The 26,353-nt window shown below is 41.2% G+C and carries 17 protein-coding genes, 1 tRNA gene and 1 CRISPR repeat array; of the genes, 12 read left to right on the forward strand and 6 right to left on the reverse strand.

The window, feature by feature from the left end; all coding sequences use genetic code 11:
• Positions 1–150: 150 nt before the first annotated feature.
• Complete coding sequence (locus tag TOL9009_RS0127235; protein ID WP_029636308.1) at positions 151–1,353, reverse strand: RNA-guided endonuclease InsQ/TnpB family protein; 1,203 nt, start codon at positions 1,351–1,353, stop codon at positions 151–153.
• Between the two features lie 133 nt (positions 1,354–1,486).
• Between TOL9009_RS0127235 and alr the strand changes: the two genes are divergently transcribed.
• On the forward strand, positions 1,487–2,674 hold the full coding sequence (gene alr / locus TOL9009_RS0127240) for an alanine racemase (protein WP_029636310.1): 1,188 nt from the start codon (positions 1,487–1,489) through the stop codon (positions 2,672–2,674).
• On the opposite strand, the gene TOL9009_RS47815 is transcribed toward alr, so the two are convergent.
• Positions 2,640–2,801, reverse strand: coding sequence for a hypothetical protein (locus TOL9009_RS47815; protein WP_186227660.1), 162 nt, complete (start codon positions 2,799–2,801; stop codon positions 2,640–2,642). The genes alr and TOL9009_RS47815 overlap by 35 nt on opposite strands.
• An 82-nt stretch (positions 2,802–2,883) precedes the next feature.
• On the opposite strand from TOL9009_RS47815, the gene TOL9009_RS0127250 reads away from it, so the two are divergent.
• A tRNA-Leu gene (locus TOL9009_RS0127250) sits at positions 2,884–2,965 on the forward strand.
• Between the two features lie 285 nt (positions 2,966–3,250).
• Positions 3,251–3,867: direct repeats of the CRISPR family, unit length 37 nt; unit sequence CTTTCAACCCACCTAGTACCTGGAAGGTTGTTGCCAC.
• Positions 3,868–4,312: 445 nt separating this feature from the next.
• Here the strand turns inward: TOL9009_RS0127250 and cas12k are convergent.
• Positions 4,313–6,232, reverse strand: a complete 1,920-nt coding sequence (cas12k, locus tag TOL9009_RS0127255; protein ID WP_029636312.1) for a type V CRISPR-associated protein Cas12k — start codon at positions 6,230–6,232, stop codon at positions 4,313–4,315.
• Positions 6,233–6,312: 80 nt separating this feature from the next.
• On the opposite strand from cas12k, the gene TOL9009_RS0127260 reads away from it, so the two are divergent.
• From TOL9009_RS0127260 to TOL9009_RS0127275, 4 genes are all read left to right on the forward strand, one after another.
• The gene (locus TOL9009_RS0127260; protein ID WP_029636314.1) at positions 6,313–6,765 is read left to right on the forward strand and encodes a MerR family transcriptional regulator; all 453 of its coding nucleotides are present in this window, start codon (positions 6,313–6,315) and stop codon (positions 6,763–6,765) included.
• 126 nt (positions 6,766–6,891) lie between these two features.
• Positions 6,892–9,225 carry an EcoAI/FtnUII family type I restriction enzme subunit R gene (gene hsdR / locus TOL9009_RS0127265; protein WP_084763314.1) on the forward strand — a complete coding sequence of 778 codons (2,334 nt, stop codon included), beginning with the start codon at positions 6,892–6,894 and terminating at the stop codon, positions 9,223–9,225.
• A gap of 68 nt (positions 9,226–9,293) precedes the next feature.
• Complete coding sequence (locus TOL9009_RS0127270; RefSeq protein WP_029636317.1) at positions 9,294–10,736, forward strand: type I restriction-modification system subunit M; 1,443 nt, start codon at positions 9,294–9,296, stop codon at positions 10,734–10,736.
• Positions 10,737–10,806: 70 nt separating this feature from the next.
• Positions 10,807–12,474, forward strand: coding sequence for a restriction endonuclease subunit S (locus TOL9009_RS0127275; protein WP_186227661.1), 1,668 nt, complete (start codon positions 10,807–10,809; stop codon positions 12,472–12,474).
• Positions 12,475–12,713: 239 nt separating this feature from the next.
• On the opposite strand, the gene TOL9009_RS0127280 is transcribed toward TOL9009_RS0127275, so the two are convergent.
• From TOL9009_RS0127280 to TOL9009_RS40660, 3 genes are all read right to left on the reverse strand, one after another.
• On the reverse strand, positions 12,714–15,608 hold the full coding sequence (locus TOL9009_RS0127280; RefSeq protein WP_029636321.1) for a CHAT domain-containing protein: 2,895 nt from the start codon (positions 15,606–15,608) through the stop codon (positions 12,714–12,716).
• 2 nt (positions 15,609–15,610) lie between these two features.
• Complete coding sequence (locus TOL9009_RS0127285) at positions 15,611–15,940, reverse strand: hypothetical protein (RefSeq protein ID WP_029636323.1); 330 nt, start codon at positions 15,938–15,940, stop codon at positions 15,611–15,613.
• 281 nt (positions 15,941–16,221) lie between these two features.
• On the reverse strand, positions 16,222–16,386 hold the full coding sequence (locus TOL9009_RS40660; protein WP_072022197.1) for a ribbon-helix-helix domain-containing protein: 165 nt from the start codon (positions 16,384–16,386) through the stop codon (positions 16,222–16,224).
• 172 nt (positions 16,387–16,558) lie between these two features.
• On the opposite strand from TOL9009_RS40660, the gene TOL9009_RS0127295 reads away from it, so the two are divergent.
• The 6 genes from TOL9009_RS0127295 (at position 16,559) to TOL9009_RS0127320 (ending at position 26,243) form a co-directional block, all read left to right on the forward strand.
• Positions 16,559–17,116, forward strand: a complete 558-nt coding sequence (locus TOL9009_RS0127295; RefSeq protein WP_029636325.1) for a hypothetical protein — start codon at positions 16,559–16,561, stop codon at positions 17,114–17,116.
• Positions 17,113–17,415, forward strand: coding sequence for a hypothetical protein (locus tag TOL9009_RS0127300; RefSeq protein ID WP_029636327.1), 303 nt, complete (start codon positions 17,113–17,115; stop codon positions 17,413–17,415). Before TOL9009_RS0127295 ends, TOL9009_RS0127300 begins: the two co-directional genes overlap by 4 nt.
• A gap of 103 nt (positions 17,416–17,518) precedes the next feature.
• Positions 17,519–17,722, forward strand: a complete 204-nt coding sequence (locus TOL9009_RS0127305) for a hypothetical protein (RefSeq protein WP_029636328.1) — start codon at positions 17,519–17,521, stop codon at positions 17,720–17,722.
• Positions 17,723–18,012: 290 nt separating this feature from the next.
• A complete protein-coding gene (locus TOL9009_RS49730) occupies positions 18,013–24,426 on the forward strand; it encodes a tetratricopeptide repeat protein (protein WP_051503046.1) in 6,414 nt (2,137 codons plus the stop codon).
• A gap of 10 nt (positions 24,427–24,436) precedes the next feature.
• Entirely contained in the window at positions 24,437–24,775 is a 339-nt protein-coding gene (locus TOL9009_RS0127315) for a hypothetical protein (protein ID WP_029636330.1), read from the forward strand.
• 61 nt (positions 24,776–24,836) lie between these two features.
• Complete coding sequence (locus TOL9009_RS0127320) at positions 24,837–26,243, forward strand: hypothetical protein (protein WP_029636332.1); 1,407 nt, start codon at positions 24,837–24,839, stop codon at positions 26,241–26,243.
• The last annotated feature ends 110 nt before the right edge of the window (positions 26,244–26,353 follow it).

Here is a 26,353-nt window from a genome sequence, read left to right on the forward strand (position 1 = left end):
ATATTAACTCATCACCGATGAATGCCAGTTTTCTCACTACGATAACTTATCTGTGCCCTTTAGTTGATGTATTTTACGCTTTAGTTACATATGTTTCATTCAGGACTTATTGACATCCTCCTCGACCTTTAGGTACGAGGATTCCAAAGATCACTCTTTGGGCTTCCTCTTTCCGCGACTCAACTTACTTGAAGGAATTTCTTCCGACATGCAGAGGCTGATGTCTCCAGAGGCGTTTAACGTTCCCGTGTGCCCCACGGTACGAAGTGCAAGTTCCAGTATGTTTCGAGCGGCATTCCAGTCTGTGTCTAAAACTAACCCACACTGATGACATTTATGAGTTCTTTGACTCAAAGACTTCTTAATAACTTCCCCACACTTGGAACAGTTTTGGCTGGTGTAGTGCGGTGGGACGGCAACCGTTGCCACCCCAAAAACCTTACCGAAATACTCCAACCAGTTTCGGAAAGCCGACCAAGCCGCGTCCGATATCGACTTAGACAGTTTCCTGTTTTTAACCATATTCCGCACCTGCAAGTCTTCGTAGGCAACCAAGTCGTTAGACTGGATGACGCATCTTGCCAACTTCACGGCAAAATCTTTACGCTGCCTACTTACTTTGAGGTGCTTTCTGCTCAATCGGTTTCTGCTCTTGGCTCTGTTTTTCGAGCCTTTGGTAGTGCGAGAAAGCCTGCGACCAAGACGGTTGAGAGCTTTTTCAGACTTTCTCAAATGACGTGGGTTTTCAACCGTCTTTCCATCCGAGTCAGTATAAAAGTGAGCCAACCCCACATCCAATCCAATAGTTTTACCTGTTGGCTCTCTTTTTTCAACCCGTTCAACATCAAGGCAAAACTGAACGTAGTACCCGTCAGCACGACGAACAGCCCGAACTCGCTTAATCTGCTTCAACTGGTAGAAATGCAGGTCGCGAGTTCCCCACATCTTGAAACTTCCAGCTTTAAAACCATCGGTGAAAGTAATGGTTCTTCTATCTTCCGAAAGCTTCCAGCCACAGGTCTTGTACTCTACAGAACCATGCGTTTGATGCTTCTTAAAACGTGGAAAACCCTTCTTCGCAGCTTTCTTCTTACAATTGTCGTAGAACCGAGCAATAGCCGACCAAGCACGTTCAGCAGAAGCTTGACGTGCCATAGAATTGAGTTTGTTAGCGAACGGAAATTCACGTTGGAGAACGACGCAGTAGGCACTCAATTCATAGCGCCCAATATAAGGGTTATCCATCCAGTATCTAATGCAAGAATTGCGGATAAAACGCGCAGTACGAATGGCTTCATCAAGCTGTTCATACTGTTGTTTTGTTCCCTCAAGCTTTGCTTCAAATACCAACATTTTACGCTGCCATGTCTGACATAAATAAGTTTAACACAAGCACAGAATTAAGAAAAGTCGCCCTAGAAGGGCGAGGCTTTAGACCCAATCTTTCGGTAAAAAAGCGTTCATGGTGTGATAGGAGAAAATAAAAATGTTAAGTCGCAAGCAAACTCCTCGTGTCGCAGAAAATCAGCAGTGCGACACTTATGCGTGGTTCTCGCAACGCGCTTGGGTGGAAATTGATTTAGGTGCTTTGTCTCACAATGTACATCAGTTGCGAAGTTTGTTATCACCGCGTACTGAGTTAATGGCAGTGGTGAAAGCTGATGCTTATGGACATGGATCTGTAACAGTCGCTCAGACAGTATTACAATCTGGGGCAAGTTGGTTAGGAGTTGCTACAGTTCCAGAGGCAATTCAATTGCGCGAAGCTGGAATTAAAGCTCCGATTTTGATTTTAGGAGCAACCCATACATTAGAGCAAATTCACGCGATCGCTCATTGGAAACTTCAACCAACACTGTGCAACCCAAAGCAAGCACTAATATTTTCCGAAACTTTAGAAGCGATTAAGTTTACTGACTCCATCCCCGTACATATCAAGTTAGACACGGGAATGTCTAGATTAGGCACAAATTGGCAGCAAGCAGGTGAGTTTGTCCAGTTAGTGCAGCGGTTGCCTCATTTAGAAATAAAGAGCATTTATTCTCACTTGGCAACGGCAGATAGTCTCGACCTGCAAGTGATGATACAACAGCATCAACGATTTGAGGAGGCGATCGCCCAAATTAAAGCTTTGGGTATAGAACCACCTTGTTTACACTTGGCAAATTCAGCCGCCACTCTTTGCGATCCGGCTTTGCATTATGATATGGTGCGTGTGGGATTAGCTATATACGGACTTTCGCCAGCTGTTCACTTGCGATCGCGCCTTGACTTAAAGCCAGTTTTACAATTAAAAGCGCGAGTCACCCACATCAAAACCATCACTGCCGGTACTGGTGTCAGCTACGGTCATCAATTTATTGCCCCACAGGAAATGCGCCTTGCTGTCGTCGGCATTGGTTATGCTGATGGAGTTCCTCGAAATCTCTCCGGCAAAATGCAAGTATTAATTCAAGGCAGACGAGTGCCACAGATTGGTGCAATTACGATGGATCAATTAATGCTCGATGTCAGTGCCATACCAAATATACAAGAAGGCGAAATAGTTACCTTACTTGGGCAAGAGGGAAAAGAAGAAATCTCTGCCGACGATTGGGCAGAACAATTAAACACCATTTCTTGGGAAATTCTCTGCGGATTCAAACATCGTCTGCCTCGTGTTGCTGTGATTTGATTGGGCATTGGGCATTGGGCATGGGGCATTGGGCATTGGGCATGGGGCATTGGGCATTGGGCATGGGGCATTGGGCATTGGGCATGGGGCATGGGGCATTGGGCATGGGGCATTGGGCATGGGGCATGGGGCATTGGGAATTCCTCCTTGTCCCAGTCCCGAATCCCTATTGCCACAGATAATTCGTTATGGTAATATAGGAAACTGATGCGGATATGGCGAAATTGGCAGACGCGCTAGATTTAGGTTCTAGTTCCGAAAGGAGTGAAGGTTCAAGTCCTTTTATCCGCACTATCAAAAATTTTTAGTTTATTAGACATCTCCACAAAAGGCGTAGTGTACAGTGACAAATTATCTGTCGTCGGTGACAGATTAATGTCATTGTGACTATTTAATTGTCGTCGTGACCCATCAGCGTTGCTTAATTAATTGATGACAAATTAAATGTCATCAATATAATATGCTCTGCAATTATTATACAAAGCAATTAAAACAAGCGGATAAAAGGACTTGCTTTCAACCCACCCCTAAGTTTAATAGTTACTGAAACCCAAAACTAATCTCGGTTTAAAAGATTTTGCAACCCACCTAGTACCTGGAAGGTTGTTGCCACTTCTTGTCTTTGTGGCGATCGTCTTCTGGTCGTTCTTTCAACCCACCTAGTACCTGGAAGGTTGTTGCCACGCGATCGCTTTGTCGAAAAAGACAAAGATAGCTTCTTTCAACCCACCTAGTACCTGGAAGGTTGTTGCCACCTGCCGAAAAGCAGGGAGTGCGGGTTGCGGGAATCTTTCAACCCACCTAGTACCTGGAAGGTTGTTGCCACTCGATTGTCGATTAACGAGCCATCGATATCGAAAAATCAACCTTTCAACCCACCTAGTACCTGGAAGGTTGTTGCCACCTGCAAAGGATGAAATAAAGATGATCCCTTTGCACTTTCAACCCACCTAGTACCTGGAAGGTTGTTGCCACGTCCTTAAAACCGCTGTTGGGATGAAGCGAGAAATAGCTTTCAACCCACCTAGTACCTGGAAGGTTGTTGCCACGGGTTTGGAATATCCCTTGTTTTATATCCCAAGCCTTTCAACCCACCTAGTACCTGGAAGGTTGTTGCCACCCATTGACTCGACTGCAATTAGATAAGGCAATAGCCCTTTCAACCCACCTAGTACCTGGAAGGTTGTTGCCACCTACCCAGTTACAAAATGTTGTGAGCCAACCTTTCCAGATATCTTCAGCGCGGATGTTTCCCAATTTCTCATTTGAGCCTCAGTCTCAAGAATCATGCCTTGGTTAAAAAAAGATGAAATCAAGACGAGATAAGGTATTTGGAACTTGCGCGGATCTCTTAGAAATTTTGCCTTGATTTTAGTCCTTCAAATGAAGAATTGGGGAGGGTTCCCCCTTGATCGGGGGTGATTCAGTAGCCACTACAGCAGTACATCCGCGCCCTTATTGCTGGGAGCGCACCTATCCTGTCTATTGACAGCAGCATCAGGGTGAGCAGCTACCAGGGTCAGAAAGCAAGACTGTATTTATACAGTCAAACTAACCCTCATTTAACAAAATTCAGAGGCTGCAAGCAGCATGAATTGCGGCGCTATTAATATTCTATTATCAAGGTTCAGATATTTGTTAACTTCGCCTAGTTAGGCGGAGATTGTAAGCAGAAAGTGCTAATTCCTTTGCTTTGTCGTGGGGACTACCTCGAATAGGTTGTTTTCCCTCCTCAATCACAATTCCTGTTTGAGCTGCTTTACTTTGAATGCTTTGAATTAATCTGCCGTAGCTCCACCGATGAACATTAACCCGGTACTGTTTGGCATATTTTTGCTGACCTTCAATATAACCGGGAAATTTTTGTTCTGCTATAGCTTGAATTTCACTTTGGACAACCTCCCGCATATCCCCTAACTTGGGCAAGACAATACTGCCAGCTTTGTAGGTTCTCGCTAACGCTACAATTGCTTTAGCTAATAATCTGTCTATATGTTGCCCTAACTCAGATGCTCCAAATTGATTGGGAGAGAAGTTTTTTTGTGCTTTGTGGCGTTCGTGAGATAGGTACTGCTGTTGTCGTCTCTGGCGATTTAGCAGTTCGTAATTGTCGCCAAGTAATTGTTTAATACTCCGGTAAGCCAAGACTTTGTTGGCGATCGCATCTACTACTGCTACTGTGGCAGGTTTTTCTAGTCCCAGGCTTACTCCAACCAAAATGTGTGATTGACCTTGATAAAGGGGTTGGCTAGGACGCTCAAAGGAATTGTTTATTCGAGTAAGTGTTGATTGTTTACGTTGAATCAAAGCTTGCTGTGTATCGCTTAGATCGCTTTTCTTCTTCATGTTTGTGATGAATTTAGTAATTTCATCTGCTTTCTCTTGGCGAACGATTTCTGTTCCCTCCTCTGTCCACAAGCGATTGTCAACACAGCAGTAAAGGGTCAAGTGGTGAAGATTCCAAGGTTCCCCTTTACCCTCACCTTCAAGCCAAACTAGATGACCATTTCTGAGTGTGAACAAGCCGCTAGAATGCTGATTTTTGCTTTTGCGTTTAGTCTGTTGGTCTTCTAGGAAGCGTTGAAACCAGTGAAGTTGACGATTGCCGCAGTACACCTCAAAAATTAAATCGCTTAAGCCATTGAAGTGAACACACAGCCTACCCTTTTGATTCTTTGACCAAACCATATCCTCGTTGGTTTCAAAAACAAGGGGGAATGGGAGAGAACTTGATCGAGTTAACAGAATATCCTGCCAGCGTTTGGCTTGGGCGTTGTCTTCAGCAACAGTGGTTGTAGCAGTCAAGAGTGTCTCCAACCATTTAGCATTGGTCAAATCTCGACCTTTAGGCATCCGACTTATTAACTTTTCGGTAAGCCTTTGAATTTGGATTTCAACTTGACGACGACGTTTAGCAAATTTTTCTGAATCTTCTTCTTTGTCAGTAAGTTTGCAGCCATTTTTTAACAGGTAGCTGATGGCGCTACGGCTCTTGATATCTTCCGTTTCTTGGTAAGCGTCAAATAATGTCTTGGATAAACTACGCTTAGGGCTAGAAGATGAGGGTTTTTTCTCCTTTTTACCTTTTTTCCCTTTAGGTGAAGCGCTATCTGACTCAGATGCTGGCATAGCTATTGCCAAAATTTCAGCAGCTTTGACACGAATAGCCTCTAAAGTGTCACCACTAAGTTCTACTAATTCAGCATCGCTATTGAGCATTTCTAGCCAGCGCGTCTTTCCATCTAGCTGCTGTTGAAGCCGTTTCTGTATAGCCAGCCAGGACTTGTAGATGTAGTCCACAATATGAATTGCCGACATATATAAACGGCTGGGCTGACCTGCAAAGCGAGGGTCAGTTTTGAGAGGTTGACATAACTGGCTCACAACGGTAGACGGGAGTTTACCCTTTTGTTGCCACTTCTCGAAGTCGGGGTGTTGACCTAACTGGCAAAGCAGTTCGTTAATTAACGGCGTGTTTAAATCTGCCATCAACTTCCAGAGTTGTTGGCGGTTTGATTCAAAGGAAATAAGTCGAGCTTGAATAGTTATTTGACTCATAAAAAAATAATATCACATGAATACATAATGTGCTTTTAAAAAATGTAAATTTAAAAAACTACTTCTGTAGGATGATTTCTATGGAAGGAAAATTCTACACAAGCACAGAAGCGGCTCAAATCACTAATTGTTCGCGTCGTCAGCTACAGTATTGGCGCGATAAAGGTGTTGTCGTGCCAACAGTGAATACCACAGGTAAAGGTCGTAATGTTTATTACTCAATATCTGATCTATTGGTATTAACCGTGATGCATTATTTACTATCTGTTGGGTTGAGTTTTGAAGTTAGTCGGCAAACTTTGGTTATACTGCGACAAAAGGAGCCTTGGCTATTTGAGGAGTTTGTCCCTAAAGAAAAAATGAAGCGCTTGATGCTCTTGACTACTTGCTCTCTTGAACAGCCTTTAACACTAGCGGAATTTGATAAAGAGGCGGCGCTAGAAGCTCTTTGTCAAGGGCAGACTGTAATTCCTTTTTGGTGCGATCGCATTCATCAACAATTAAGGGACAATCTCAAGAGCTTCAGTAGCTAATTTGACTTTGAATATATAGGTTTTGTGGTTGCTACATAGCACAATCCTAGTTTCACACTTAACAATAGGCAATACTGGAGTGTATAATTATACCAAAACTCTTCTTAACCGAAAGCCTACCCTTTTATGCCAGAAGCAATTGACAAGAAATCTTTGAGTGAACGTGATATTTGTACAAAGTACATTACACCTGCTCTAACTAATCGGGCATGGGATATCAACACTCAGATTCGTGAGGAAGTGACGCTGACAAAAGGTAGGGTGATTGTTAGGGGTAAGCTTGCTAGTCGAGGTGAGCAGAAACGCGCTGATTATGTGCTGTATCACAAACCCGGTGTACCACTGGCTGTAATTGAAGCTAAAGATAATAATCACGGTGTCAGTGCGGGGATGCAACAAGCGATCGCAACTGGTGAACTAATTGATGTACCATTCATCTTTAGCTCCAATGGCGACGCTTTTATGATGTGCGATCGCACGATTACGGAAGGACAGCGAGAGCGAGAAATCCCCCTTGAGCAGTTCCCGACACCGCAGGAACTTTGGCAAAAATACTGTGATTGGAAGGGAATTGACTCAGAGATTCAGCCGATTGTTTCTCAAGATTACTATCCTAGTTCTGATAAAAAACAGCCACGCTACTATCAACAGATTGCCATTAATCGCACAATTGAAGCGATCGCCAAAGGAGAAAATCGCATTTTGTTAGTGATGGCAACAGGTACAGGTAAGACTTTTACCGCTTTTCAGATTATCTGGCGGTTGTGGAAATCGGGGGCGAAAAAGCGTATCCTGTTTTTGGCAGACCGCAACATTTTGGTTGACCAAACTAGAGTCAATGACTTTAAACCCTTTGGCTCAAGAATGACCAAAATTCAGAAGCGACAGATAGATAAATCTTATGAAATTTATCTATGTCTGTATCAGGCAGTAACGGGAAATGAAGAGGCGAAAAACATTTATCGGCAGTTTTCGCCAGATTTTTTTGACTTAATTATTATAGATGAATGCCATAGAGGAAGCGCTAATGAGGATTCCGCATGGCGAGAAATTTTGGAATATTTTAGAAATGCTACACAGATTGGCTTGACAGCTACCCCAAGGGAGACAGAAGAAGCTTCTAACATCAATTATTTTGGTGAGTCACTTTTTACCTATTCGCTCAAACAAGGGATTGAAGATGGTTTTTTAGCTCCTTACAAAGTGATTCGGATTGATTTAGATAAAGACTTGAGTGGATGGAAACCAAAGCCAGGTCAACGGGATAAGTATGGTAAACCAATTCCCGACCAAGTGTATAATCAACGAGATTTTGATAGAACTCTCGTGCTAGAGAAGCGCACTGAGTTAGTTGCACGGATTATTTCTGATTATCTTAAATCAAGCGATCGCTTTGCCAAAACTATCATTTTTTGTGAGACGACTGACCATGCCGAACGGATGCGGGTGGCATTAGTTAATGAGAATGCTGATTTGGTGGCGGGGAATAGCCGCTATATTATGCGAATTACTGGGGATGATGCTCAAGGTAAGGCTGAATTGGATAATTTCATCGATCCAGAAAGTAAATATCCCACGATTGTTACTACCTCTGAGTTGCTGACGACGGGTGTTGATGCTAAAACTTGCAAATTGATTGTTTTAGATCAGCGCATCCTGTCAATGACCAAGTTTAAGCAAATTATTGGTCGCGGGACTCGCATTGATGAAGACTATGGGAAAATGTTCTTCACAATTATGGACTTTAAAAAAGCGACAGAGTTATTTGCTGACCCTGATTTTGATGGCGATCCTGTACAAATTTATCAGCCTAAGCCAGTTGATCCCATTGTTCCGCCTGATACTGGAGACGATGAGGTAGTTATAGATGATGGCGAGATTAGCCGCAAGCAAACGCGGGATAGGTATGTAATTGCAGACGAAGAAGTGTCTATTGCTTTTATTCGAGAGCAATACTACGGCAAAGACGGTAAGCTGATTACGGAATCGATTAAGGACTATACTCGCAAAACAGTTAGTCAGGAGTACGCCTCATTAGATGCTTTCTTGAAGAAATGGCACTCTACGGAGCAGAAGCAGGCTATTATCCGAGAGTTACAAGAGTTGGGTGTACCTTTGGAAGCGTTAGAAAAAGAGATTGGTAGGGATTTTGACCCATTAGATTTGATTTGTCATGTTGTTTTTGACCAACCACCATTAACTCGCAAAGAAAGAGCAAACAATGTCCGCAAGCGTAACTACTTTAGCAACTATGGCGAACAAGCTAGAACGGTTTTAAATGCTTTGTTGGATAAGTATGCTGATGAGGGAATTGAAGATATTGAAAGTCTGGATGTGTTAAAGGTACAACCAATCAGCGATTTAGGCACTCCGTTAGAGATAATTAGTATTTTCGGTGGTAAGCAGGCTTATTTACAAGCTTTGTCTGTTCTCAAGTCAGAAATATATCGAGTATCTTGACATCCAGGAATAGGATATGATTTCTCTTCTAGGTTAATTCTGCCAATCAGCGATCGCAGTCTCATATTATGTCAATCAGCACTACAATTAAGACTATTCAAGATATCATGCGGAAGGATGCGGGCGTTGATGGTGACGCGCAACGCATTAACCAGTTAGTTTGGATGATATTCCTCAAAGTTTTTGATGCCCGTGAAGAAGAATATGAACTACTGGAAGATAATTATCAATCTCCTATTCCTGAAGGGTTGCGTTGGCGGAATTGGGCAGCAGATTCTGAAGGTATCACTGGAGATGGTTTACTAGATTTTGTAGATAATGCTTTATTTAAAACCCTCAAAGAACTGAGAACTACGGCAACTGATGCGCGTGGGCAGATGATTGGTAAGGTGTTTGAGGATGCCTACAACTATATGAAAAATGGCACTCTCATCCGCCAAGTAATTAATAAGCTCAATGAAGTTGATTTTAATAAAAAAGATCAAAAAAAGCAGTTTAGCGAAATTTACGAGAAAATTCTCAAAGATTTGCAGAGTGCGGGAAATGCTGGAGAATATTATACTCCCCGTGCGGTGACAAAGTTTATTGTCGATAGAATCAAGCCGCAATTAGGCGAAATTGTATTTGACCCAGCTTGCGGTACAGGTGGCTTTTTAACGGCAGCAATTGATTACATTCGCCAAAATTTTCAGAGTGCTGATGTCCCAGAAACTCTGCAACGGACGATTCGCGGAACTGAGAAAAAGCCCTTACCTTTTAACCTTTGTGTCACGAATCTGATTTTACATGGCATTGATGTGCCGTCAGCAGAACATGATAATACTTTGGCACGACCATTGCGCGATTACAGTCCTCACGAACGGGTGGATGTAATTATCACTAATCCGCCTTTTGGTGGGATGGAAGAAGATGGAATTGAGGACAATTTTCCCGCTACTTTCCGCACGCGAGAAACCGCAGATTTATTTCTGGTGCTGATTGCTCATTTACTCAAAGAAGGCGGTAGAGGGGCAATAGTTCTGCCTGATGGAACCCTGTTTGGGGAAGGTGTAAAGACACGGATTAAAGAAAAACTGCTGCAAGATTGCAATCTACATACAATTGTGCGTTTACCAAATGGGGTATTTAATCCCTACACAAGTATTAAAACTAATCTGCTATTTTTCACTAAAGGGGAACCAACAGAAAGGATTTGGTATTATGAACACCCTTACCCAGCAGGTTATAAGTCATACTCGAAAACTAAGCCAATTCGCTTTGAGGAGTTTGCACCGGAGCAAGAATGGTGGGATAACCGTGAGAAAAATGAGTTTGCTTGGCAGGTTTCAATTGCAGATTTGAAAGCGAATAACTACAATATAGATATTAAAAATCCTCACAAAGTTGATGTAGAACACGCTGATTTAGATGAGATGTTAGCAGAGCATCAGAAACTCATGGCAGAGTTGGGTGAGGTGCGAAGTAAGTTGAAATTCGAGTTAATAGAAGCGTTGGAAATAGATGAAGATTGAAAGTTTTTTTGTAAATTTTGAATTATTGACTGATGCACCCAATGCAGTTGCAAAGTTACGAGAAATAATTTTGCAATTGGCTGTGCGGGGAAAGCTTGTTTCTCAAAAACCAAATGATGAACCTGCTTTGAGTTCATTAAATAGAGCCAAAATAGAAAATGAGTTTTTTCAGCAGACAGAGATTTTTGCTAGAGATGAATTAGATTCATTTTGCCCAAATAATAGATCACTGGCTACTATTCCTCATAGATGGGAATGGGTAAGTCTAGTTGAGGTTGTTGATAAAGGAAAAAACTCCATTAAACGAGGGCCTTTTGGTAGTTCAATAAGGAAGGAGTTCTTTGTACCAGACGGATACAAAGTTTATGAGCAGAAAAATGCGATTTATGATGATTTTCAATTAGGATACTACTTTATAAATGAAAAAAAGTTTCAGGAATTAAAAGATTTTGAGTTAAAGCCGAATGACATTATTATAAGTTGTTCTGGAACTATTGGAAGAATAGCAGTAGCGCCAGAGAGTATTAGGCAAGGAATTATTAATCAAGCTTTGTTAAAAATAACACTTAACACAAAACTTTTATCTAATAATTATTTTAAAATTTTGTTTCCTGCATTTTTTATGAACACTTCGGTGCTAACTGAACTGAAGGGAACAGCTATCAAAAATATTGTAGGGGTGCAAGCTCTTAAGCAGCTTCTATTTCCACTTCCTCCAATTGCAGAACAAAAACGCATTGTAGAGAAGTGCGATCGCTTGCTTTCCATCTGTGACGAAATCGAAAAACGCCAGCAGCAAAGGCAGGAGAGCATTTTGAGGATGAATGAGAGTGCGATCGCTCAACTCCTCTCCTCTCAAAATCCCGATGAATTCCGCCAACACTGGCAGCGCATTCGCAACAATTTTGACCTATTCTACAGCGTTCCTGAAACGATTCCTAAACTGCGTCAGGCGATTTTGCAATTAGCAGTGCAGGGTAAACTTGTGCGTCAAGAATTTGATGAGAGTGCTTTGAGATATTTAATAGAAAGAATTACTGAAGAAAGATTAGCTCTTTGTCCTAATGAAAAAGATAAACAAAGAATTTTATCTGAATTTGGCAAAATTATTGAAGAATCTGCTCAGGGCAAGACTGAAGAATTTGAAATACCAGCGATTTGTATTTGTGACTTTATTACAAAAGGAACAACACCATCTAATAGCGAATTGCTGCCAGAAGGAGAAATTCCATATTTAAAGGTTTACAATATTGTTGATAATAAAATTGACTTTTTTTATAAACCAACCTATATTTCAAGAACAGTTCATACAACAAAACTCAAACGTTCATTAGTTTGTCCTGGTGATGTATTGATGAACATTGTTGGCCCACCATTAGGAAAAATAGCTATTGTACCAGATGATTTTCCTGAGTGGAATATAAACCAAGCTCTTGCTGTTTTTAGACCTGTAGATTCTGTTTATAATAGGTTTATGTACTATGCTTTATCCAGTTATGCAACTTTAGAAAAAGTTTTGAATGAAACAAAGGGAACAGCAGGACAAGATAATCTTTCCCTTGAGCAATGTCGTAGTTTGAGAATACCACTCTACACAATTGAGACACAAAAACGGATTGTAGAGAAGTGCGATCGCCTGATGTCTCTCTGCGATACTCTAGAAGCCAAATTGAAACAAGGGCGAGACAGCAGCGAGAAACTGATGGAAGTCGCAGCAAAGCAAGTTTTAACAGCCTGATAACTTTCTTGCGTTTCACATTCAATCAGCTTGCAGGCGATCGCTGAATACTGTTAACTCAAATTGTGGAAAACTGCGATCGTAGTCTTGAGGCTATTACTGCTAAGTGATGACTGGCTCCCGATTGCTGAAAACTGCTATATCCCGCCGGTGCCAGGTATCGGATTTGCGAGATGCTGATTATTTCCTGGAAACGTCGGCTGTAATAAATATTTATAAACTTGCGAAAGCCTTAAATGTTAGTCTTTACAAGACTCTGCAAGAGAGAAGAGATTTTCTATCCCACAAGCCACTACCAAAAAGCCAAAGCCCCCAAACCCCGGTCTCTCGTCTCCAACCGTCCAACCCATCGAGGTAGTCCACCCATCACCAAGACGAGTATAAATTAATGCTGGTAAAGAAGGTACATGTACATCCGCAAACGTGTCGTTTACCACCCGTTTAATATCGGTCAACTCGTCCACGATTTCATTATACGTCTGGGACTTCCCTCGTTTTCGCCAACCTACGAGATCGCAAAACTTGTTCCAAGAATTATCCTTTCCAGTTAGACTCTGGTATATTTTACTCTGGATGCTAATGCCAAATTTATTGTTACTATTTTCAAGCCAGAGTCGATTAATTTCCTGAAGAGTTTCACAAGGGAAATTTTTCAAAAGCTCATGCCAATCTGCATAGTTCTCTTTAACCATGACTTGGTAAAAAGTCCAAGCAGTTTCCTTGTCTGCCTGTTTCCACTGTTCTTGTTGAAGATAGTTTTCTAATGCTTCACATAGTTTATCTGCTTCCAATTCATTAGTACATTTTCTCAATTCAGATTCAAAAGCTTTATCGGCTTCTGAGTTATCTTGAACTGCCAACATCTGAGAAAAGCCTTGCCTGAATCGTTCTGGATTGTCTTTATTAGCGAATTTCAATCGAAAAATTTCTTGCCATTTTTCTTCACTTCTATTATTTTTATCCCCCCACATCTGATGTAATTTTTCATAAGCTTTCTGGTAGAGACAATAGACTTCTGGTGCTTCAGGGAGGCGGATATTGGGAATAATGTGAGGTATAATGCGGGAGACTCGATAAAGTCGATTTGATTCTTCTGCTTCGGAACTTACTTCTATAAGCCCTAATTCAATCGCTCGACTCAACTGTTTTTTGTAGTCAGAAGTAGACTCACAAACTGCTGATAATGCTATCATGGGGACGGGAATTTCAAATACCAAACATCGGCTGAGTATTTGCTCAATATCTTGGTCAAGTTGCTCGTATAACTCTTCCCAAATTATTCTTCCCTGCCATTCAGTAGGATTAGCTTTAAGTTGAGTGAGTTTTGTTTCTGCATCTTCTCCTAACAACACCTCATCATTTAACCATTCCAACACCCGAGGATTACCATCAGCCAAAATTTTGGCTCTCTCAATTAAATTTAGAGAAATTTCCTCGGAATTAAAAGCTTTTAATCGACTCAGTTTTTTCTGTAAATCCGATTTGCGGAAGGATTCTAGAGGTTGTTTGTAGAATGATTCATCCAGGTCTGATTCAAAGTCATAACGACAGGTAATAATAATACGGTGGTCGGCATTATTCTCTTTAATTGCCCATACTAATGACTTCAATATTTCGGCTACTTGAGTTTTGAGAATATACCTTCCTTGACGATGTTCTAAATTCCATTCAAAGTCATCAAATACCAGCAAAAAGGGTTTCTCTCCAGATTGGTTCAACTCCGCAAACACATCTCTTAATCGATATTTGAGTTCCTCTTTGCCTTCCCTGAGTGCTGTCCGTAGTTCTGCATTCCTCAGTTTATCTGCTAGCTTACTCACCAAACTAGATTCATCAATTTGTCGCCAACCAATGATTTTTTCACTTTCAGATAAGCGATCGCACAATCTTGCAGCAATCGTACTTTTTCCTAATCCTCCCATACCATGAATTAAAATCCCAATCTTTTCTGAATAGGGCTTGAGTACCCGCAAACAGTTTTGTAACTGGCGACGACGACCAACAAAAGTTTCACGAGTGGCAACTCTAAGTTTCTTCTCTGGGTCTAAAAACTCTTGAGCAACAGAAGCACGAGGTACGGGTTTACGTCCGCGCTTGACCAACGCACCCGGTAGAGTTTCTGCCACATACAAGCGCAACAAATGCCAATCTCGTGCTTGATTTTTTAGCAGTACTTGATAAGCGATCGCAATTGCTTCTGTAAGCGTCTTTCCGGCTGACAATTCCTGGTACAAGGCAGCAGCAGTAGCTATGGCATCAGTATCCAACACTCGCTGACCCCAACCGATAACAGCCGTTGCACCTTGCTTTAGTAATGCCTCTGCCATTGATGGTACTGCACCAGCGTCACTTGAGTATCCAGTATTACAACCAGAAAGGAAAATTAGCTTGGGCAGTTGGAATTGCAATTCTGTAGCGATGTCTTCTGCACTGCTATATTCTGCTTGTCCCAATTCCGTCTCAGTGATAAAACGTGGTTCTCCATCCCGAAATGTGGTATGACCTGTCAGGTGGATAACATCAAAGTAACTCTTATCGTAATCATCGACCAAATAACCCAACTCTTTTAGGCAACCACTTTCTTCCACTATCAACGATAAGGGTTGACGCTTCGTTGCTGACAAAACTTGGGCTTCTTCAGCCTCAAAATCCAGTTCCGGTTCGATTCCCAATGGGGAAGTTGCCATAAACAGAACATTTAATGCCCGATTTGCTGGCTGATCTTCCGGTGTCAGTTGTTTAGAATCATCATCCTTTACCCATCGGATGGGAATAATGGGAAAAGGTCGTCGATTCACCAAAAAATCTGTACTATCATGCAGTATTTCCCACGGTAAATGGGCGAGTTTTTCGGTTGCAGCAATGGCAAGAACGATAACCTCACGCTTATGCTGGTCAATTGCACTTTGAAAAATGCGATCGCTTCCGTCTAACCAGTTATAAAGTGCTTGCCCAGTCTTAGCATAGTCTTCGGGCAGTCTGGTGTAATAATCTGTTTCTACCTTTTTAATCAACCCAGTGATTTCTGCCAGGGGTAGCTGACGGGACTGGCAATTGTTGGGATTATCCCAGAATAAACGCAACTGAGCGTAGCGATCGCCCACGAGTTTCAGGTAAAGGTGGAGAATCTTCATTACTACTTGTAGTTTTCTAGAATCTCCTTGATTTGCTCTACTGTTGCGTCTTTGAGCAGTAATCGACGATTGTCATCAGTAACAATCAAAACCTTCTCAACCCTGGCACCAGTTGGGTCGTGTAAAGACTTTTGATTCTTCTCCTTCCACTTGTGAATGCTCTCTGCAATGGTCAATGTTCCACTCACAATTCCCACAATCGTGGCTATAGTGGCTAGGGTTCCTTCCCGCTCGACTTCTTCAATAGTTTGATAACTTCCTTCTAATCCCTCAATTGCTAAAAGTTCTTCTGTAGCTTTTACTGCATCTCGTCCTTGGATTTCAATTTTCATATTGCTAAATCTTTAAATAAAAAATTCGGAGAGAAAATTCAGTTAAATGGCGCTTATATTTTTACTTGAATTAGCGGATGTTAGAAACTGTTAAACAAAATAACACAAGGTTCACACCCCACCTTGGCATCTACCTAAAATTGTTACATTCCTTGGGAATGCGTCATCTCTCTGCGAATATCTCAAGGATGTACAACAGTACATCACAAGCACCACATAACCAAAGTCTCCTAACAGATAGGCAGAAATTAGACAGTCGTTACTTGCGCTTCGTTAACAAATTACGACTTTGGTGGAATTTTGCCGTCATTCTGAGCTTGTTTAATCGCTCGTTTCACAATTAACACCGCCATTTGAGACAAAGAACGCTCCTCTGCATCAGCCAAAAATTGCAGGGCTTCTTTGTCTTCTTCTTCCATATAAAGAGTTACAGTTACTTTTCCCATGTCAGCATCATAAGCGATTTTGTTTGTTTTTGTATTAAATACATTAAAACACACTAATTAAAACAAAAACACTTTATTTTAGCGTATAATTACAGATAAGTCAAAAGCCAGCCATCAACTTTCTCAGGGCGGATGCTGGCTTTTGGCCCCCATATCACAGGAGACATTTTCCATGTTAAAGCCTGTTAGCTACAAAACAGATCAACACAGAGCTTATCAACAAGCTTTAGATGATTTCGGCATTACAGAATTACTGGCAAAGCTCAACAACTACTCTGATGTTGACTTTGATAGTGCCTGGATACAACTCCAGCAGCAAGAAATAGAAAGTCTAGCTGCGATTCTGATTTCTCAATTAACTTACAGCCTCAATGGTAAGTTGATTGCCGCTTATCTCAATCTCATCCGGCACAGTAACCAAGATATAGTCCCAAGCTTGATTAACCTCAAATGCCCAGACGCATCTATTGAGCTTCCCGCTAACTTTTCCGATGTAGCAAAGACACCCAGATTTTTATATGGCGATCGCTTGCGTTGGCTCTCAACTGAAAGCAATACTGACTGGGGTATTGTCATTGGTCGATTTTATAGCAATGCTTGCGATCGCTGCTGCTGGAGTTGGTGCTACCTGATTTGGTTGAGCAAAAATAGCCCCAGTGCCGCTTGGACATCTGCCGATATTGCTTGGGAAGAAGATTTAGAACCAATCAGTGAGGAGACAGAATTATGAATCCTCATCCACTCAAGCAGCGAGAACAAGATTTGATGCAACTCTACAGTTACTGTCAACTGGGCATGACTCCGAAGCAGTTTTACTCCAAGTGGCAGGTAAACTACGAAGAAATGGCTCAGATTTGCGATCGTTCCCTTTCCACGGTTCGACGCTGGTTTGCTAGAGGTAAAAACTACCGCCGCCCCATGCCAGTCGATTTACGCCACCTGGCGCTGATGAACTTTTTGCTCGAACATTTTGAGGATATCCCCGAAGAAGTGTTGCAGAAGCTTTGTTTTCCAGAGAAGAGTGAGTAGGAATTGAATCTAATTTCAATATCAATTTGATATTTCTTGCCAGCCACCGTCACAGTAGGCTGGCTTTTGTCTTGGAAATTACAGATTTTACCAGGAGAATTCGATGACTTACCTTGAAAAGCTCAGTCCTTGGTGTATAGTTCGACTTAAACCTAATATGCAAAACCAGATTGTAGCTCGTTTTCGTCGCCGCAGTGATGCAGAAGCTCATTTACAAGTTTTACGCCGACTCATTCCTGGTGTGAGTTTTACACTAATTTTCAATGTAGGGTTAGAACAGCAAGATTTGACTGCTGTAAATGAGTAGCGATGCCTGGGTTGGGCTACGCCAACGCATTTTACTGTAACCTGACTCACGCAGACGGAAACTTGCTCTGCGCCATCGTTAATCGCCAAAATAGCAAATGCGATCGCTGAAATAACAAATGCGATCGCAAAATCAATATATTGTTTGTTCACAAGTAAAAAACACTCATCCACGAGGTTCTTTCATTGTCAGACACACATCATTTGTGATGAAATTGTACGTTTTTCTGGAATTTAGGGCGTTGGTGTTGAATTTATCTCATAATAAAATTGCGTGTCACGCCCTTGTCCATGAACGAACAGCGTCAGCAAGCCTATCTCAACCTCATTCGCAGCCTGTTAGATTCCCCCAGTGGTGAAGAACCAGAAATTTTAGCAGCAAACCAAGAATTACTTGATACTGGCTTCTTGCAGAAGATAGAAGAAGTAGCACAGATGTGTTTCCAACAGGGGGATGAAAAGACAGCGAATTGGTTGCGAAATTTGGCAATGCAACTAAGGGAAGTATTAAATCTAGATACTAAAGTAGATTTGCAATGTCTCAATGAGGAGGAGGGACAAGCATATATCCAATTCTTGATGCAGGTACTACAAGCAACCGCAGACAGTGGGTTTGGAGTTTACCCATTGCTGGTAATGAATACAGACAAACTCGACGAGGTATTAGCAGAAACATTGCGCCGTTGGGGGACAAATAGACTGGGGGAAGGGGACGCAGATGAGGTGCATAAACTAGCAGAAGTGATTGTCTTTTTTAGCTATCTCATGACAGAATTCTCTTTGGGTAGCAAAGCCAGCAATATGGAAATTGCGATCGCTGGCTATGAAGTCGCGCTGACAGTTTACACTCAGCAAGCTTTTCCCTATGAATGGGCACAAACGCAAAATAATCTCGGATTTGCTTACCGTAACAGAATTAGAGGAGAGCAAGCACAGAATTTAGAGCAAGCAATCTCTTGTTACCAAAATGCCCTGAAAATTTATACTTTTGACACTTTTCCCTATGAATGGGCAAGGACGCAGAATAATCTCGCTTCTGCTTACCGTAACAGAATCAGAGGGGAAAAAGCACAGAATTTAGAACAAGCGATCGCTTGTTCACAAGAAGCTCTCAAAGTCAGAACTTTTGACGCTTTTCCCTATGAATGGGCAGTTACGCAAAATACTCTTGCTGGTGCTTACCTTTACAGAATTAGAGGGGAGCGAGCGAAGAATTTAGAGCAGGCAATCGCTTATTTGCAAAATGCTCTGAAAGTCACAACTTTTGACGCATTTCCCGATGATTGGGCAGGTACGCAATATAATCTTGGTTCTGCTTACCTAAAAAGAATCAGAGGTGAGCGAGCAGAAAATTTAGAACTGGCGATTACTTGTTGCCAAGAAGCTCTGAAAGTTTATACTTTTGATGCTTTTCCCCAACGATGGGCTGGTACGCAAAATAATCTTGGTACTGCTTACCATGACAGAATCAGAGGTAAGCGGGCAGAAAATTTAGAACTGGCGATCGCTTGTTTTCAAAATGCTCTGAAAATTTATACTTTTGACGCTTTTCCCGATGATTGGGCAAGTAAGCAAAATAATCTCGGTGCTGCTTACCTTGACAGAATCAGAGGGGATATAGCAGAGAATCTAGAACAGGCGATCGCTTGTTTTCAAAATGCTCTGAAAATTTATACTTTTGACGCTTTTCCCGATGAATGGGCAAGTACGCAAGATAATCTCGGTACTGCTTACGCTAATAGAATCAGAGGGGATATAGCAGAAAATTTAGAACTAGCGATCGCTTATTTTCAAAATGCTCTACAAGTTAGAACTTTTGACGCTTTTCCTTATGAATGGGCAAGTACGCAATATAATCTCGGTGCTGCTTACACTGATAGAATCAGAGGTGAGCGGGCAGAAAATTTAGAACTGGCGATTGCTTGTCACCAAGCAGTTCTGAAAGTTTATACTTTTGACGCATTTCCTGTTGATTGGGCAATGACGCAAAATAGTCTCGGTGTTGCTTACCAAAAAAGAATCAGAGGTGAGCGGGCAGAAAATTTAGAACTAGCCATCGCTTGTTTTCAAGAAGCTCTGAAAGTTAGAACTTTTGAGGCGTTTCCTGTTGATTGGGCAATGACGCAAAATAATCTTGCTAATGCTTACTCTGAGAGAATTAGAGGGGAGAAAGCCGAAAATTTAGAGCAGGCGATTGCTTGTCATCATAATGCTCTGAAAGTCAGAAATTTTGACGCTTTTCCCCGACAATGGGCAAATACACAAAATAATCTCGGTACTGCTTACCTAACAAGAATCAGAGGAGATCAATCTGAGAATGTAGAGCAGGCGATCGCTTGTTTTCAAGAAGCTCTGAAAGTTAGAACTTTAGACGCATTTCCTATTGATTGGGCTATCACACAAGATAATCTCGGTGGGGCTTACCGCAACAGAATACTAGGAGAACGGGCAGAGAATTTAGAACAGGCGATCGCTTATTACCAAGAAGCTCTGAAAGTTAGAACTTTAGACGCATTTCCTGTTGATTGGGCTAGCACACAAAATAATCTCAGTGAAGCTTACCGCAACAGAATACTAGGAGAACGGGCAGAGAATTTAGAATTGGCGATCGCTTGTCACCAAGAAGTTCTGAAAGTTTATACTTTTGAAGCATTTCCTGTTGATTGGGCAATGACGCAAAATAGCCTCGGTCTTGCTTACGCTGATAGAATCAGAGGAAATATAGCAGAGAATTTAGAACAGGCGATCGCTTGCCACCAAAAAGCTGTAAAAGTTTATACTCTTGACGCATTTCCCTATGAATGGGCAAGTACGCAAAATAATCTCGGTGCTGCTTACCGTGACAGAATACTAGGAGAGCAAGCACAGAATTTAGAACTGGCGATCGCTTGTTTCCAAGATGCTCTTTTAGTTTATAATTTTGACGCTTTTCCCCAACAATGGGCAGGTACGGAAAATAATCTTGGTGTTGCTTACCGTGACAGAATACTAGGAGAGCGGGCAGAGAATTTAGAACAGGCGATCGCTTGCCACCAAAAAGCTGTGAAAATTTATACTCTTGACGCATTTCCCTATGAATGGGCAAGTACGCAAAATAATCTCGGTGCTGCTTACCGTGACAGAATATTAGGAGAGCAGGCAGAGAATTTAGAACTGGTGATCGCTTGTTTTCAAAATGCTCTGAAAATTTATACTTTTGAAGCATTTCCCGATGATTGGGCAAATACGCAAGATAATCTCGGTACTGCTTATGCTAATAGAATCAAAGGTGAGCAGGCAGAAAATTTAGAACTGGCGATCGCTGCTTATTCTGCTGCACTCGAAGTTAGAACTCGCAGCAACTTTCCTGAAGATTGGGCAATGACGCAAAATAATCTGGGGGGTGCTTACAGTTACAGAATATTAGGAAACAGAGCCGAAAATATTGAATTAGCGATCGCTGCTTGTTCTGCTGCACTTGAAGTCACAACCCGCAGTGCCTTTCCTGAATATTGGGCACGTACGCAATATAATCTGGGGATTGCTTACAGTCAGAGAATATTAGGAGAGAAAACCGAGAATATTGAAACTGCGATCGCTGCTTATTCAGCCGCACTGGAAGTCACAACCCGCAGTGCCTTTCCTATAGATTGGGCACGTACGCAAAATAATCTGGGAGGTGCTTACAGTCAGAGAATATTAGGAGAGAAAGCCGAGAATATTGAAACTGCGATCGCTGCTTATTCTGTTGCACTCGAAGTATATACCCGCAGTGCGTTTCCTGAATATTGGGCAGGTACGCAATATAATCTGGGGATTGCTTACAGGCAGAGAATATTAGGAAACAGAGATGAAAATATTGAATTGGCGATCGCTGCTTTTTCTGCTGCATTGGAAGTTAGAACCCGTAGTGCCTTTCCTGAAGATTGGGCAACAACGCAAAATGATCTGGGGATTGCTTACGGTGAGAGAATATTAGGAGAAAAAGCCGAGAATATTGAATTAGCGATCGCTGCTTTTTCTGCTGCATTGGAAGTTAGAACCCGCAGTGCCTTTCCTGTTGATTGGGCAGATAAGCAAAATAATCTGGGGATTGCTTACACTTACAGAATATTAGGAGAAAAAGCCGAGAATATTGAATTAGCGATCGCTGCTTATTCTGCTGCATTGGAAGTTAGAACCCGCAGTGCCTTTCCTGAAAATTGGGCAACAACGCAAAATAATCTGGGGGGTGCTTACAGTCAGAGAATATTAGGAGAAAAAGCCGAGAATATTGAATTAGCAATCGCTGCTTATTCTGCTGCATTGGAAGTTAGAACCCGCAGTGCCTTTCCTGAAGATTGGGCAATAACGCAAAATAATCTGGGAGGTGCTTACACTTACAGAATATTAGGAGAAAAAGCCGAGAATATTGAAACTGCGATCGCGGCTTATTCTGCTGCGCTCGAAGTCACAACCCGCAGTGCCTTTCCTGAAGATTGGGCAACAACGCAAAATAATCTGGGGATTGCTTACGGTGAGAGAATATTAGGAGAAAAAGCCGAGAATATTGAATTAGCGATCGCTGCTTATTCTGTTGCACTCGAAGTCACAACCCGCAGCGCTTTTCCTGTTGATTGGGCAAGTACGCAACATAATCTGGGGAATGCTTACCTTGACAGAATATTAGGAGAAAAAGCCGAGAATATTGAAAGTGCGATCGCTGCTTATTCATCCGCACTCGAAGTTAGAACACGCAGCGCCTTTCCTGAAAAATGGGCAGGTACGCAAAATAGTCTGGGGAATGCTTACCTTGACAGAATATTAGGAGAAAAAGCCGAGAATATTGAATTAGCCATCGCTGCTTTTTCTGCTGCACTCGAAGTATATACCCGCAGTGCGTTTCCTGAAAATTGGGCAATGACGCAAACTAATCTGGGGGGTGCTTACCGAGAGAGAATATTCGGAGAAAAAGCCGAGAATATTGAAAGTGCGATCACTGCTTATACAGCTGCACTGGAAGTCAGAACCCGCAACGCCTTCCCTCAAAACCATGCAACAACTTTGTTAAATCTCGGCAGGTTATACCAAGACGAAAAACAGTTGGACTCAGCTTACAATACTTTTCTTCAGGCAATAGAAACAGCCGAAACTTTGCGGGGTGGAACTGTTTCTGGTGAAGAAGCCAAGCGCAAACAAGCAGAGGAATGGAATCAACTTTATCAACGCATGGTAGCAGTTTGCCTAGAATTGGGCAAGGACACTGAAGCCATAGAATATATTGAACGCAGCAAAACCCGCAATTTAGTAGAACTTATCCTCAACCGCGACCTCAAAACTATTTTCCCGCCAGAAGTTGTCACTCAATTAGAACAACTTCGAGATGAAATAGCTACAGGACAATATCAAATCCAAAATGGTAAAGCTGAAAATCCAAGACTTCTAGCACAACATCTCCAAGAATTGCGACAGCAGCGAAATGAATTGCAAAATCGCTATTTACCTGTTGGTTATGGTTTCAAATTTGAATCATTCCAGGCTACTTTGGATGAGCGTACAGCCATTATCGAGTGGTATATTCTCAACGATAAAATTCTGGCGTTTATTGTCACAAAAACAGGAGAGTTAACTGTTTGGCAATCCCAACCAGAAGATATAAAAGCTTTGGTAAATTGGGGAAATCAATATTTGCAGAATTACGACGATCAAAAAGACCAATGGCTGAATAGTTTAGGGGAAGAACTTAAAGAATTAGCCTCCATTCTGCACATTGATGAAATATTAACCCAGATACCAAAGCACTCCTATAAACTCATCCTAATTCCCCATTTCTTCCTGCATTTATTCCCCCTTCATGCACTACCAATAAATCAAAATTCTGAAAATTCGTCTTGTCTTCTAGATTTATTTGCTGGTGGTGTCAGCTATGCACCCAGTTGTCAACTACTGCAACAAGTACAACAGCGACAACGCCCTGATTTTCAATCTCTATTTGCAATTCAAAATCCCACGGAAGACCTGAATTACACCAATTTAGAAGTAGAAAGCATATTATCTTACTTTCCCTCCCATCAAGTATTATCCAAAAAGCAAGCCACAAAAGCTGCCTTATCCCAAGCAGCAACACAATTAAAACAAGCAAATTATCTCCACTTTTCTTGTCACGGCTCTTTCAACTTAAATTATCCCCAAAATTCTTTTTTATTATTAGCAGATGCATATATTTCCCCTATTCCTGATGATGCTAACCCAGAAAGATATCTCAAAGTTTCCGATACCGAAGCTATAGATTTAAGTAAATGTTTGACATTGGGTAATTTATTTGAACAAACCTTCGACTTTAGTCAAACTCGTCTCGTGGTTCTCTCAGCCTGCGAAACAGGTTTAATTGACTTCAATAATACCAGCGATGAATATATCGGCTTACCCAGTGGCTTTCTGTATGCAGGTAGTAGCAGTGTTGTAAGTAGTTTATGGACGGTAAACGATTTATCAACATCCTTTTTGATGATTAAGTTCATTCAAATTTTAAAAAATGCTACAGATATGTCAATACCACTTGGTATGAATCAAGCCCAGCGTTGGTTGCGGGATGCGACGAAAGAAGAGTTGCAGGAATGGGTAAAAAAATTGGCGTTAGATAGTACTAAGAAAGGAAAGATACGTCGTCAAATTAATAATATGACAGGAGAGCAACCATTCAACTCTCCCTTTCATTGGGCTGCATTTACTGCTGTTGGCAAATAGGAGAATAATAATGTCTGATTATGAAATAACTGTTAATACTTTTATCCATCTGCTGAATACTCAATCTTATCTATTTTCAGCAGAGGATAGAATTACACTAATGAAATTGATTAATAACCAACCTGATGACATTAAATCTTTATCTGATACTATCTCAGATTGGTGTGCAAAACATCCTGAAGTAGATAAAGCTTTAGGAGAATTTGAGAAAATAGTAGTAAGAGGGCCAGGCGATAAGCAAGCAAATACAAATATTCCCAAATACGAACTTGATAAAAAGAATATACTTAATGAAATTCAACAAAGTTCGTCATCTGCTAAGGAGACAAAAAAAACGACTTCGACTTAGATCCCCGACTTCTTTAAGAAGTCGGGGATCTGAACACCGCGACATTTATCCTTATTTTAAAATGGATTATTTTTCAACAGGAAAGATAGCTTATCCCAAACTAACTCTTTATGCCTTTCATCTGAAGCATAGCCTGTCACAAAAACCTAAAATCCCTGTAAAAAATGCTAACGATTTATGGTTAAAATGCCAGCAGCTTGGTAAACAACTTGGTATTCCTAAACTAGAAACTTTACCTGAACTGATTGAAAAAGCAAATAATAAAAAAACTAGTATCACTGGAGAAATACTTCCCGAACGTTTCTTAAAATTTACCGCCATCCAACATCAACCAAATCTACACTTAAGCGGTGAAGCTAATCCCTTAGAAATTCACGATACCTACGCCCTTGATTTAACTCTACGTTATCCTTATTCAGAAGTAAAACTTGCTGATTTAAGAGGGCTAAATCTAGATGATTGCTTACTGTCTAAAAATATCAAAGCTTCTCTAGGACAAACCCTAGTATTTTTTGCTCAACCTGTAGGAAAAATACATGATGAACAAGCATTCGCTGATGCTTGTGTCAAAGCATTACTATCAGAAGAAATTTCGCAAAAACTAAATATTTATTGTCAGCATCAAGGGCAATTATTAGGTAGTCCAATATTTGAATATAACAATGATGCTGATTTTCCTGAAAAACAGTGTCATTTATTAATTTGGTTAAATACCCATGATATTACTACAGAATTAGAAAACAAGGGAGAATATTATTATCCTTTAATTGACCTTCTGCTTTGTCGCAGTAAAATTATTTATGCTCGTTCTGAAGCTATATGGTGTTATGAACAAGCTAAATCAGCTTATTCTGATCTGGAAAAGTATAAGCAAGAATTTAAAGAGCAAAAAAATAACTCTATAGATTCAAAATTTAATAATTTAAATCAATGGCTTCAGGAAATACCAGAAATTTCTTTTAATTATGTTGATTATTTAAAAGATTTAGAACTGCACAAAACTACAATTCAAACTAATAGTAAAAACTATCGTTTATATCTTGAAAAGCTAAATAAAATAGGCATTGGCTCAGATAATTTAGAATTTTTGTCCAACTTCCTAGAACTAGCTGAAGATACCTTAGTCGAACAAATTAACACAAACTTAGCTTATCTTACCCCCGGTCAAAACCTCTTTGACCAGATGATTGGCACAATTCGCGGCATAGTAGAGTTAGAACAAGCCAAACGGGATCGCTCTTTAGAACGCACCATCCAAGTACTAGGTATAGCCTTTGGTGGCGGTGCAATAGTTTCTGGTGTTGTCACCCAACACATAGATAAACCCTTTGCACCACAGATAAATTTCAAGTACCCAGTTCACCCCTTGGTATCATCTTTACTTTGGAGTGTTTTAGCTACGGCGATCTTTGGTATAGTGGCGTGGTGGGTTACTAAACCGAAACCAAAGAGAAATAAACAGAAGTAGGCATTAGAGCAAGTTATCCGACTCACGCCACATCAATAGTAGGAATAATCTTGCCATGCGATCGCACAAATTTTTTGGACAACCAGATCAATTCAGGGACTTAGTTAATT

The sequence above is a fragment of the [Scytonema hofmanni] UTEX 2349 genome, assembly GCF_000582685.1.
GTDB classification, from domain to species: domain Bacteria; phylum Cyanobacteriota; class Cyanobacteriia; order Cyanobacteriales; family Nostocaceae; genus Hassallia; species Hassallia hofmanni.